At 46.1% G+C, this 12,128-nt stretch carries 9 protein-coding genes; 2 read left to right on the plus strand and 7 right to left on the minus strand.

Annotated features, from left to right (window positions below):
* A partial coding sequence (locus tag F6K64_RS29020; RefSeq protein ID WP_287267152.1) for an RNA-guided endonuclease InsQ/TnpB family protein occupies window positions 1–744 on the plus strand: 744 nt, incomplete at its 5' end.
* An 11-nt stretch (window positions 745–755) separates the two neighbouring features.
* Here the strand turns inward: F6K64_RS29020 and F6K64_RS29025 are convergent.
* From F6K64_RS29025 to F6K64_RS29050, 6 genes are all read right to left on the minus strand, one after another.
* Entirely contained in the window at window positions 756–1,451 is a 696-nt protein-coding gene (locus tag F6K64_RS29025) for a redoxin domain-containing protein (protein WP_287267155.1), read from the minus strand.
* Between the two features lie 306 nt (window positions 1,452–1,757).
* Window positions 1,758–3,866: a protein-disulfide reductase DsbD family protein gene (locus F6K64_RS29030; protein WP_287267157.1), complete on the minus strand. Its 2,109-nt coding sequence runs from the start codon at window positions 3,864–3,866 to the stop codon at window positions 1,758–1,760.
* A 154-nt stretch (window positions 3,867–4,020) separates the two neighbouring features.
* On the minus strand, window positions 4,021–4,353 hold the full coding sequence (locus F6K64_RS29035; RefSeq protein WP_287267159.1) for a DUF433 domain-containing protein: 333 nt from the start codon (window positions 4,351–4,353) through the stop codon (window positions 4,021–4,023).
* 84 nt (window positions 4,354–4,437) lie between these two features.
* Window positions 4,438–7,680, minus strand: a complete 3,243-nt coding sequence (locus F6K64_RS29040; protein WP_287267162.1) for an efflux RND transporter permease subunit — start codon at window positions 7,678–7,680, stop codon at window positions 4,438–4,440.
* Window positions 7,681–7,704: 24 nt separating this feature from the next.
* Window positions 7,705–7,842, minus strand: coding sequence for a hypothetical protein (locus F6K64_RS29045; RefSeq protein WP_154659972.1), 138 nt, complete (start codon window positions 7,840–7,842; stop codon window positions 7,705–7,707).
* Window positions 7,843–8,281: 439 nt separating this feature from the next.
* Window positions 8,282–9,811, minus strand: coding sequence for an efflux RND transporter periplasmic adaptor subunit (locus tag F6K64_RS29050; protein WP_008190564.1), 1,530 nt, complete (start codon window positions 9,809–9,811; stop codon window positions 8,282–8,284).
* A 192-nt stretch (window positions 9,812–10,003) separates the two neighbouring features.
* Here F6K64_RS29050 and F6K64_RS29055 point away from each other — a divergent pair, with 192 nt between their 5' ends.
* A complete protein-coding gene (locus F6K64_RS29055) occupies window positions 10,004–11,686 on the plus strand; it encodes a dipeptide ABC transporter ATP-binding protein (protein ID WP_287267165.1) in 1,683 nt (560 codons plus the stop codon).
* Window positions 11,687–11,935: 249 nt separating this feature from the next.
* Here F6K64_RS29055 and F6K64_RS38475 read toward each other — a convergent pair whose 3' ends face one another.
* The gene (locus tag F6K64_RS38475; protein WP_071986983.1) at window positions 11,936–12,115 is read right to left on the minus strand and encodes a hypothetical protein; all 180 of its coding nucleotides are present in this window, start codon (window positions 12,113–12,115) and stop codon (window positions 11,936–11,938) included.
* Window positions 12,116–12,128: the final 13 nt, after the last annotated feature.

Consider the following 12,128-nt stretch of genomic DNA (forward strand, 5'->3'; position numbering starts at 1 on the left):
TACGGAGGTGCGCTTGACCTAGGCGAATTAAATTCGCCAAGGTCAAGCGCACCTAAGGTGATCGGTATTGACTTAGGTATCAAAGATTTGGCGATTACCTATGACGGTGAAAAGACCTCTAAGTTCAGTAATCCCAAGCATCTGGCTAAGTATGAAAAGAAGTTAGCCAAAAAACAGCGTATTGCTGCTCGAAAGAAAAAAGGCAGCAGTGGGCGTAAAAAGGCCAGAAAGATTGTAGCTAAGGTATACGAGCGAATTGGAAATGTCCGCCAAGACTACCTACATAAGCTGTCTAGAAAGATAGTAGATCAGAACCAAGTAGTGGTAGTCGAAAACCTGAATGTCAAGGGCATGGTTCGTAACCATAAATTAGCTAAAGCAATTTCTGATCTGGGCTGGGGAACCTTTGTCAATTTCCTTTCTTACAAATGCGAAAAAGAAGGGAAAGTATTGGTAGAGATAAATCGGTGGTTCCCCAGTTCTAAGACCTGTTCTAATTGTCATTATCAAATCAAAGAGTTACCACTTGACTTAAGGACTTGGACTTGTCCAAGTTGTGGAACTCACCACGATAGAGATGGTAATGCGGCAAAAAATATTAGGGCAGAAGGAATCAGAATGCTATCCTCCTCTGGGACGGGGGGGGACAACGCCAGTGGAGAAGAAGTAAGACCAAGACGTGGGCGTCCGTCCAAGTTAAGGCGTTCTTCCGTGAAGCTGGAAGCCCCGACCTCTACGAAGTAGGTCGGGGTAGTTCACCTATTATATTTAACTGAGCAACCGTAAGGCTGAGTGACTGTTGTTTCTACTGGTTTATTAGTAATAACACTATCCACAGCAGCTTGGACATAGTTGCTAGCAGTTTCTACATCGGCTGGATTAGCTGAGGGTTTATTATCAATTGCTCCCATGTATTTTAAGACTCCATCAGTATCAATAACATACATATGGGGTGTGGTGCGAGCTTGATATAGACGACCAATGGTGCCTTCGGAGTCTATAATTACTGCTGTGGGATTAGCGCTACTGCTTTTAATCAATTCATTGGCTTTTTGAGGGGTGACATGACCTTGCTTTCCTGGAGCTGAAGAGATTATGGATAACCAGACTACTCCTTTGCTGGTGGCTTCTTTCTGAAGTTTCTGCATGTTACCGCTGTTGTAATGTTTGCGGACAAAGGGACATTGGTGATTAGTCCATTCTAATACTACGACTTTGCCTTTGAAATCACTGAGCTTGTGGGTGGTATTGTTGCTATCAACTCCAGTGAATTCTGGTGCTTTTTCATCAATATTTAATGGTGATGATGCTGCAATTGCGGTGGATACTTGACTTGTATTTTTGGCATCTTTGGTGAGGGGATTAGTCTGGCATCCAGTGATAATTAAGGCTAGGGCTACTAATCCAGTGGTGGTAATTTTATGACCGTTAAATTTGAGAAAGTTGTTCATGTTTTTTGATGGCTGATTGTTGATTATTGATTGTTGATTGTTGATTATTACTTGTTACTTGTTATTTGCCATTTCATTAAATTCTACCTAAATTTTATATAGGGATCCTAAATTAATTGTGATAATTTTTGATGCCATATTCCCTACTCCCTACTCCCAAATCCGCTGGGGTGCATCTCTTGTTTGCTGTTTGACCCGATGGTGCGTTACGGGGCTGGCTATCTTAACACTGGTTTAGAGGCAGAAAATGAGGGCTCGCCCGCCCCTAACGCACCCTACGCTACTCCCGACTCCTGACTCCGTTTGCTATAGTTTTTTGATGGCACGTTGAACTTGCTCTGGGGATAGAATCTGAGGTAGTATAATCGGCTGGGTAAATTCTGAGTCTGGTGGATACAATACATAAAGGGGTACGCCACTACGTCCGAAGGATTCTAGAGCTTTGGTGATGGCTGGGTCACGATTAGTCCAATCTGCTTTGAGTAGGGCAATTTTTTTAGACTCAAAGGCGGCTATGGTTTCTGGCTGGTTGAGGGCTACACGCTCATTAACTAGACAGGTAATGCACCAGGATGCTGAAAAATTCAGGAATACTGGGCTTCCTGATTGCCTTAGTTTAACTAGTCGTTGAGCTGTATAGCCTTGCCATTTGATGCCGTTATTTTGATTATGGGTCAGTGCAGTAGGAGTGGTGGTGGAAACTTGGGCTAAGCTCAGGGAAAATCCTAGGGCGACTAAGGCGCAGATTGAGCCAAGATGCTTTCCTAGAGGGGGGAGTAGGCGGGTTTTTTGGTGCAACCAAGTGGCAAAGGCAATTAGGATTAGCCCTGTTAGGGCAGCTGCTAAACCGTTGGTTCCAGTTTGCTGGACTAATACCCAGATTAACCAGGCGGTGGCGGCGTACATGGGGAATGCCAGAAGCTGTTGGAAGGTTTCCATCCATGCTCCTGGTTTGGGTAAAATACGCTGCAATCCTGGGGTGAAGCTAATGGCTAGGTAGGGCAGGGCTAGCCCAAGACCGAGCATTTCAAAGATTGCGATCGCTATCGGTACGGATTGGGTCAGGGCTACTCCCAGGGCGGTTGCCATGAATGGTGCGGTGCAGGGAGTGGCGACTACGGTGGCAAAGACTCCTGTGAAAAATTCCCCGATGTATCCTGAGCGAGTGGTTAATCGTTGCCCAATTCCCATGATGGAAGCACCGAAGATAAAGACTCCCGATAGACTTAAGCCAACCGCAAACATTAGATATGCCATTAAGGTCACGAAAACGGGGGATTGTAGCTGGAATCCCCAGCCGATTTGTTGCCCTAGCGATCGCAAAATTAATAGCACACTGGCCACTACCGTAAAACTGACCAGAATGCCTACGGTGAATGCGATCGCATGGCGTCTCACTTGTTTGGGACTTTTCTGGGATTTTTGGACTATGTTGAGTGCTTTGAGGGATAGCACTGGCAAAACACAGGGCATCAGGTTTAGGATTATGCCTCCGAGTAGTGCTAGCAGGAGCAATTGCCATCGGGGTTGGGTTGGGGTTGGGGCGGTTTTGCCTATTTCATTGCTGACTGCGGCTTCAATGGAGAAGGCTTGGACTACGGATTGGTTGTCTAGGGATTCTCGAACCACTAGCACTCCAGTGATGGGGTCGAGTTTCCTAAGATAGCCTCGCTCTAATCGCAAGGTGATTCCATCTTGATTAAGTTCTGCGATTTGAGGCGCTGGGTTGCTAATGATACCGTCTTGATGTGGGAAAAAGGTCACCTCTTGGATTTGAGCCTCTTCCATTTCCGGGGCTTCAACGTGCAGGACTAAGTCTTTTGGTTCGATAGTGACCGTGACTTGCCATGGGGAGGGTTTGGGTAGACCTTGACGGGCTTGCTCAAATACCTGTGCCCAATTTTGGTTGACTAAGGGAGGTCTAGAGGTAATTGGTAAGGTGAGGTTGAAGGTGCCTTCTTCGGGAATACAGTTTACTTCACACACGAGCCAATCAGCTTTTACTCGGAGTTGCAGAGAATCGGGAGTCGCTAGGTTGGCTGCGGGTGTGATTTGGCTGAGTAGGGTAACCTCTTCTTCATAGCCAAAGTTCATTAATGGCTCAAGGGGTAGCCGCTGGGGATAGGGCCAAACGATGTCTCCCACTTCAAAGCCGGGGGGTAGGGTCCACTTAAGGGTAGCTCCAAGACCCGAATCACCAGGGTTTCGCCAATAGGTGTGCCAGGCGGGATTGATGTTGAAGTGTAGTCCTACCCAGAAGGGGGTTCCAGGTTGAATGTTGATCACTTCGCTGATCAATTGCACCTCGACGTTCTCGGTTTGGACTGGGTTAGCCGAGGCAGGAGCAATGGGTAGTAAGGCAGTGGAGAGGGTTAGGGCTAGGGCTATGATCCAGGTGAGGAGTTGGTGCAACATGATGACTCTACTGATACATGTTTAACCTACACGATTTTTTTTTAGGAATCATCTCAGGTACAGTTAGGTCAGTTACCCATTACCCATTATCGATTAAGCAACTAATCTTTTGGTTATTAAAATTTTCATCTGCCAGGAATCGAACCATTTGGGATTACCTGGATTGATTGCGCCTAGCTAATAAGCGATCGCGTATTCCCATTGGATTAAAGCGTTGTTCAGCCTCCTGCTGAATTGCATCTCTCTGACGTTGACGTTCTACCAGATAGGTATGAACCTCATCTCGATGTCTGAGGTAGTAACCGATAACCAAGTAGATATCTGGTAGTTGTAGTGATGGATATTGCTCTGCGATTTCCTCTGGCGTGCATCCCTCAAGAAAAGCAGTCACAACAGTGTCTAAGGTGACACGAGTTTTGCCAACTCGTACAACACCATAGGCATCTGTCTCTATTGGTGCGGGTTCAAGGGCAATTGCTAGAGTCATGACTTTATCAGGTTGCTATTTCAGATGGTAGCAAACGCCTAGTCAGGGTGAGGATATGGGTGTTACTGAATCAGCAACGTCAGATTAATCAACTCTAACCATTTCACGGGATTCTTCCTTATTATTCACCTCAGAAGGTTTCAGCTTTTGACCCCTAAAGTCTCCTAATAATCCCATCAATGCTGGAACTACTGTAGGTGTCAGTAATGTAGACAAGGCTAATCCCCCAGTTAAGGTAATCCCTAACCCTTGATATAATTCAGCTCCTTTCCCTGGTATTACTGCTAGCGGTAACATTCCTAGTACTGTAGTGCCAGCAGACATGAATATCGGTCGTAAGCGATCGCATACAGCTTTATACAACGATGTATCGTAATCTATTCCTTGTTGCTGTAATTGCAAGGCTCGGTCTACCAAAAGGATGGCATTATTCACCACAACTCCAGTCAGAATCACAAATCCCAACCCAGTAATCATATCCAGTGGTACCAAAACACCAGGAATTCTGTTCACTATCACCAAACTCAACAACGCTCCGGTTAATCCTATCGGTACGGTTGCCATAATTACGATGGGATAGAGAAAAGAATGGTAGAGTGCGACTAGCAACAGATAGGTAATCACTAAAGACAGAATAAAGATTGACCCCAACTGCACTAACGTTTCCGATAGCAAATCTGCCGAACCAGCTAACTCGACACGATAGCCAGCAGGTAGGTTTTTCCGGAAGGGTTTGAGAATTTGCTGCTCTGTCTGTTGAACTAGTTTGCCTAAGGGAGCTGAGCGCTCGACACTAACGGTTAGGGTAATAGAACGCTGTAAATCCACTCGGTCAATCCGATCGGGTCCGGTGGTATCTACTACTTCAGCGACATCAGCTAGTTGTACTTGCCCACCATTGGGAGTATAGATCACTAACTGACGCAACTGCTCTGGGGTTTTGACAACGGTATGTTGTAATTCAACGGTCACATCCAGTTCCCGTTTACCATCCACAAATTCTGAGGCTTTAATCCCACCGAGAGCAGCTTCAACCATTCTCCCTAACTCAGCTTCTGACAAGCCCACTTCTGCCAGTCGCACCCGATTGGGAATTACTTGTAATTCTGGCGCACCAGTAACAAAACTGGAACGAGCATTGCGCACACCGTCCAGTTGGCGCAATTGCTTAGTAATATCCTGACCCCACTGGTTTAATTGATCCAGGTCTTGTCCTACCAGACGCACTTTATAGGACTTGCCTGGATTCCGAAAAATGGCAGTGCGCCTGGCAACCACAAAGCGATAACCAGGGAAATTAGACTTTACCTTTCCCATCCGATTCACCATGTCATCGAGATTCCTAGCGGTAGCTAACTCTGGCTTGAGAAGGACAAAAATTGCTTTCCATCCGGAGCTTGCTAATAGCAAGGTTCGGTCAATTTCCGGCTGCTGTGCCAAAAACTTTCTGGCCGGTTGAGATAGCCGTAGGAATTCTGGAATACTGGTGCCTGGAAAGGGTTCCGTTAACCACATAATTAAATTACGGTTCCCTTCTGGTAGGTAATCCATGGGGGGGAGTAACCGAATACTGACAAAGAGCAATACTACAGGAATCAACAACACAGCCAAACGCCTTCCGATCCGTTTGCCACCAAGAGACCAACGCACGGTTTTTAATAAAAATCCCTCTAGCTTGCCTTGCCATACTCGAAACACTGCTGAAGTTTTGGCTACAGCTAGCACTAGGACATTTTGGATTTTGGCTCCTCTATTTCGCTGCTTTGGGCGCAATGGTTTTGGGTCTAAACCTTGGGTGCCGACATCCCCCATCCCCTGCAAAATCTGTTGCGCCTCCGCTTGATTAAGAAACAGTCCCGATAGCATAGGCACTAGGGTCAGAGCTGCAAACAGGGAAAACAATACCGATGTCGATAGAGCAATACCAATATCAAAGAACAGCTGTCCTGCTTCCCCTGTGACTAAAACAATGGGAGCAAATACTGCTACGGTAGTCAGAGTAGAGGCTAGCATAGCTGACCACACTTCTTGAGTACCGTCAATAGCAGCTCGGAGCGGATTTTTTCCCCGTTGCATGTGGGTGAAGATATTTTCTAGCACCACAATGGCATTATCTACGACCATTCCGACCGCAAAGGCTAATCCTGCCAGACTGATCACATTCAGAGACCGACCTAGCAAGGCTAAGACAATAAAGACGGTAATAATAGTAGTCGGAATAGTAAGGGCAATGACTGCTACGGTTCGCAATGACCCGAGAAACAGCAGCAACACTAGGGATGCTAGAATTGCCCCCATGATCAAATTTTGCTGCACTAACGCAATAGATTGGTTAATATAGTCATTCTCGTCGTAGTTAATTAAGAACTGGACACCTTCCCCTTGCTGTTCCAGTTGGGCTTCCAGTTTCTTGAGTACTGCTCTGACCCCCTTAGATATCTCTGGGACATTGGCACCAATTCGTCTTTCGATACCAATGCCAGCGGTTGGTTGGTCATTTGCTACAAGAACCGTACTTTCAAGCTTGCGACCAATTTCGACATCAGCTACATCCCCCAAATAGACAGTTCCTGATTGGTCTCGGCGCAACACAAACCCTTCCAACTCCTTCACATCCTCAGAGCGACTGACGGTGCGGACTCGGTATTCCCGTCTTCCCACTACCATCGGTCCACCCCGAATATTGCGGTTATTATTGCGCAAAGTATTCACGACATTAGAAAGGGTTAGATTGCGGTCAGCTAAGGCTTTCGGGTCTACAATCACCTCCACTTCCCGTTCCCGTCCCCCAGGAGTAAGAACCTGAGCTACTCCTTCGACTTGGCGTAACTTGGGTACGATGGCATCTTTAATCAAGTCACGGTAATGGTCTGGGTCAGAATCATAGCCTTCTTTGGGCATTAGGACAATCCACATCATGGGACGGCTAACACCACTGACCACTTCAGCAGAGGGGTCTCCCGCTTCTGGAGGTAGAGAGGACACTCGCTGTAATTTGCTCAAGACATCTACTAAGCGAGCATCAATATCTGTTCCCCAATTGAATTCCAGAGAAATCCGACTGCGTCCAGGGCGAGAGCTACTGGTAATTTCTTTAACTCCTGTGACTTCTTCGAGCGCTTCTTCGATCGGTCTAGTAATCAGGTCTTCTACTTCCGTCGGTCCTGCTCCACCGTAGGAGGTGCTAATGGTAATTTCTGGGGTATCACCTCCTGGTCTAAGTTCTAGGGGAAGCTGGAATAGGGCTAAGATGCCACATAGGGCTAGGAGGCAGAACAGAACAAATGTTCCGTGTCGCCAGCGGACAGCTGTTTCGATAAGTTTCATCAAATTTCACCGAAGTTGGCAACTTTAGGAACTAGGAATTAGGGAACAGGGAATCGGGAATCGGGAATCGGGAATCGGGAATCGGGAATCGGGAATCGGGAATCGGGAATCGGGAAGGATTCTAGAGACTAATATAGCGGTTTCTAGCCTAATGAGGTACACAGGATTTTTTCCCTGTTCCCTCTTCCCCTCCTGGGAGGGGTTAGGGCGTGTCTTCAAACTCCGAGTACCCCCGTTGGTCCCCCTTAAAAAAGGGGGACTTTGAGTATGGCTCCCCCCTTAATAAGGGGGGCTGGGGGGGATCTAATATCTTGCGGAAAACTTTGAAAACACACCCTAGGGGTGGGTTCCTCTTTCCTGTTCCCTGTTCCCAGATCCGCTGTTCCCTAAAACCAGGTAATCTGTACCTCACCAAATTGAAAACCGCTATACAGCACGGCGGAAATCAATATACTTTTCAAAAATAGCAAAACTCTTATATATTAAACCTCTAATAACTAAACATGTAATAATTTTGAATTTTGAATTTTGAATTTTGAATTTTGAATTCCGCACAGCGGTACTAGTTTTTCAGGTTTGCAATAGGTTCAATAATTAGGAATTAAGGACTAGTAATTTTGACTGGTGCGCCGTTTTTTAGTCCTTCACCACCTGACACAACTAGGGGTTGATTGGCTTGTAATTTTTGATTAGTGATCAGGAGTTTTTCCCCCATATCCGCTAATATTTCTACGGTAAACTCTTGTGCTTTGTCTTGGTAAATGGTATATATTAAGGATTGGTTTTTTCGTTTAATGATGGCATCACGGGGGATAACAAAACTGGGATCTACATCAATGGGTAAATCTAAGGTGGCTTCAATTCCCATTCCAGCTAATAAGTCTTTTGGGGGATTGTTGAGATTTACCCTTACTAGTTGTCGCCGTGAGTTGGCATTGGCTGTAGGCACAACGCTGGTAATCTGTGCTCGTTGCTGCCAGTTAGGTAAACTTCGCGGTGCAGTTAATTCCACATACATCCCTGGTTTGACCTGATTAGTAAACTTTTCTGGTACTTGTAGAAAGATATCGAATTGAGCATTATTGACCAAGGTAATGATGGCATCGCCACCTTCAACATAGTTGCCAGTGTCAACCTGGCGGGATTGCACAACTCCGGCTATAGGCGCTTTAATCGTGGCTCGTTCTGATGCTAGTTGAGCTTGCTCAACCGCTGCAACAGCTGCTGCTACTACCCCTTTCTGGGCATCAATTTCTTCCTGGGTTGGTCCGACTTGGGCTTCCGCTAACAGAGCTGCAATGCGCAACCGCTCACTGATGGTGGCATCAACGGTACTTCTGGCTTCAGCAATCTCTTGCTGGGTTTTAGTTTGTTCTGCACTTAGGGCAGCTTGAGCCCGTAAGCGCTCACTGGTAGCTGCATCAGCTGCTTTTTCGGCTTCCACTTTTGCTCGTTCAGACAGAGCTCCTTCCAGAGTTAGGGCTTCAATGCGTTTTAGGTTATCCTTGGCTTCTTGTTCCCGAGCTTGAGCCCCATCTAGTTCTGCTTGCCGTTGGGCAATTAAATTGGGTTGGACGGCTATCATACCATCAAGGTTGTCCTTTGCTTCTTGTTCCCTAGCTTTAGCGGCATCCAGTTCTGCTTGCCGTTGGGCAAGAATTTCTGGACGGGTTCCCACTTGTAATCGAGCGAGATTACTTTTTTCCTGAGCAAGCCTTGCCTTAGCTTGGGCGAGGGCTAACTGTTGGTCAGCACCATCAAGAATAGCAATGGTCATGCCCGGTTTAACGCGATCGCCTTCTCGGACTTTGACTTGTTGTATTACACCATCCACCTGAGATTTAATCGTGATTTTTTCACTTGCCTCTACTTCACCCAGTAACTGGATCCGTTTAATTCCTTTACCTAAGGTCAGGGGAATAGTTTCTACAGGTCGCGGTGGTGTCTGTTTAGTTTTCGTCTGGGCTACAGGGGGTTCTGGTACTGTCGAGATTTGCAACAAAGCTAGACCTCCTACCAAAAACAGGACTGTGAGTAGCCATGCCGAGGATTTGGCTTTGGTTTCTTCTTGGCTTTGAGAATTTGAATCTGGCTGATAGTGATTAGACACTTGGGGATTTACAGGTTCCATGGTGATGCCCTGACAAAAAGATGTCAAAAAGATGTTTATAGGATAACTTTGCTCAATCCTACTGGCGGCCTCATGAACTCGATCAGAGCAGTTGACTTAGATAGGAATTAGTCTAGCTTTACAAATTTTAATCAAAATTTAATGGTTATGGCATCAAAGTTTTTATATTATTGGGAGAGAAATATTTAATAGATGAGTGAAGCGCTACTTTGTGTCGAAAACTTGCAGGTGGCCTATCCTAGCAGCCAATCCCTTGAAAAACCCACTTGGGCAGTAGATGATGTTTCCTTTATCCTAGATTCAGGGGACCGACTGGGATTAGTCGGTGAGTCAGGCTGCGGTAAGTCTACTCTGGGACGAGCAATCATGCAGTTGTTACCGCAACGGTCCCGAGTGAAAGGACAGGTTAGGTTTGCAGGAAAGTCTGTCTTTGATTTAACCCCTGCACAGCTGCGCCAGTTTCGGGGAGAAGCAGTAGCCCTAGTCTTTCAAGACCCGATGACTCGCCTTGACCCTTTAATGAGTATAGGGGAACACTGCCTAGAAACCCTCAGAGCTCACCAACCCCAGCTATCAGGACGTGAGACTAAAGCAAAAGTAATAGAAACTCTAGATGCGGTGAAAATTCCCGCTAATCGCTTCTCTCAATATCCCCATGAATTTAGTGGTGGGATGCGGCAACGGGTTGCGATCGCATTAGCCTTGTTGCTCAATCCCAAGCTAATTGTAGCAGATGAACCCACCACTAGCTTGGATGTTACGGTAGAGGCACAGATATTAGAAGAATTAACCATGGCTTGTCGAGAACGGGACATGGCACTGTTACTGATTTCTCACGATTTGGCCATGATCGGGGAATATTGCGATCGCATTGCGGTCATGTATGGTGGGAAAATGGTGGAAACTGGGCCAGTGGCACAGATTCTGTGGCAACCTAACCATGATTATACGCGATCGCTTTTAGAAGCAGCTCTACATCTCCAGGCAGTTAGAGAGCACACTGACACTAATGACCCTGACACTAATGACAATGAGGGTAATTCCAGCTCTGCCATTCCTACCCCTTTGCTACGGGTTACCAATCTCCAGCAATATTATACCTTAGAAAGCAATTTTATTCAGCAACTGGTATCTCAAGAAAAAAACGTTATCAAAGCTGTGGATAACGTCAGTTTTGATTTATATCCTGGTGAAATTTTGGGACTAGTAGGAGAATCCGGTTGTGGTAAAAGTACTTTATCTCGCACTATCTTGCAATTAGTTCGTCCTACTGCTGGAACCGTTGAGTTTCAAGGCACAAATTTAGCTACACTCAATCGACATTCCCTACAAGAGATTCGTCGTCAAATCCAAATGGTATTTCAGGACCCCCATGCTTGTCTTAATCCTTTAATGACTGTGGGAGAAAGTATTGCCGATCCGTTATTTATTCATAAATTAGCGGCTAATCCAACAGCAGCAAAAAACCAGGTCAAGGAAATGCTAGAACGGGTAGGATTAACGCCTGTAGAAGATTACTATAATCGATATCCTGCTGACCTTTCTGGAGGACAACAACAACGGGTTGCTATTGCTCGGGCATTGATTACTCATCCTAGTTTGGTGATTTGTGATGAACCAGTGAGTATGCTGGATGCTAGTGTCCAAACTCAAGTACTAGAATTAATGTTGGAGTTGAAAGAAGCCTTTAATCTTACCTATTTGTTTATTACTCATGACCTCTGGGTAGCACGGTTTTTCTGTGATGGAATCGCCGTGATGAATAAAGGTCAGATTGTTGAAAAGAAACCAACTCATGACCTGTTTACTAATCCTGAGCATCCTTACACTAGAACCTTGCTAGAGGCAGCTCCATTGTTAGATAAACAAAGGTGATTTCTAAGCATTCAGCGGTCAGCATTCAGCTTTCAGCTTTCAGCGGTCAGCTTTCAGCTTTCAGCTTTCAGTTTTCAGTTTTCAGTTTTCAGTTTTCAGCTTTCAGCTTTCAGCTTTCAGCTTTCAGCTTTCAGCATTCAGCTTTCAGTTTTCAGCTTTCAGCTTTCAGTTTTCAGTTTTCAGTTTTTAGTTATCAGTTATCAGTTATCAGTTATCAGCTTATGCGCTACGCGCACGCTACGCGAACAGTTAACGGCTAACGGCTGACCGCTGACCGCTGACCGCTGACCGCTGAAGGCTGACCGCTGAAGGCTGACCGCTAACGGCTGACCGCTGACCGCTGACCGCTGACCGCTGACCGCTGAAGGCTGACCGCTGAAGGCTGACCGCTGACCGCTGACCGCTGACCGCTGACCGCTGAATGCTGATAGCTGAATGCTGA

This window comes from Moorena sp. SIO3A2 (genome assembly GCF_010672265.1).
Taxonomy (GTDB): Bacteria; Cyanobacteriota; Cyanobacteriia; order Cyanobacteriales; family Coleofasciculaceae; genus Moorena; species Moorena producens.

Excerpts from the sequence above, each read along its gene's own strand:
- F6K64_RS29055 (WP_287267165.1), top strand. The coding sequence starts at position 10,004 with ATGAGTGAAGCGCTACTTTGTGTCGAAAACTTGCAGGTGGCCTATCCT.
- F6K64_RS29035 (WP_287267159.1), bottom strand. The coding sequence starts at position 4,353 with ATGACTCTAGCAATTGCCCTTGAACCCGCACCAATAGAGACAGATGCC.
- F6K64_RS29040 (WP_287267162.1), bottom strand. The coding sequence starts at position 7,680 with ATGAAACTTATCGAAACAGCTGTCCGCTGGCGACACGGAACATTTGTT.
- F6K64_RS29050 (WP_008190564.1), bottom strand. The coding sequence starts at position 9,811 with ATGGAACCTGTAAATCCCCAAGTGTCTAATCACTATCAGCCAGATTCA.
- F6K64_RS29030 (WP_287267157.1), bottom strand. The coding sequence starts at position 3,866 with ATGTTGCACCAACTCCTCACCTGGATCATAGCCCTAGCCCTAACCCTC.
- F6K64_RS29025 (WP_287267155.1), bottom strand. The coding sequence starts at position 1,451 with ATGAACAACTTTCTCAAATTTAACGGTCATAAAATTACCACCACTGGA.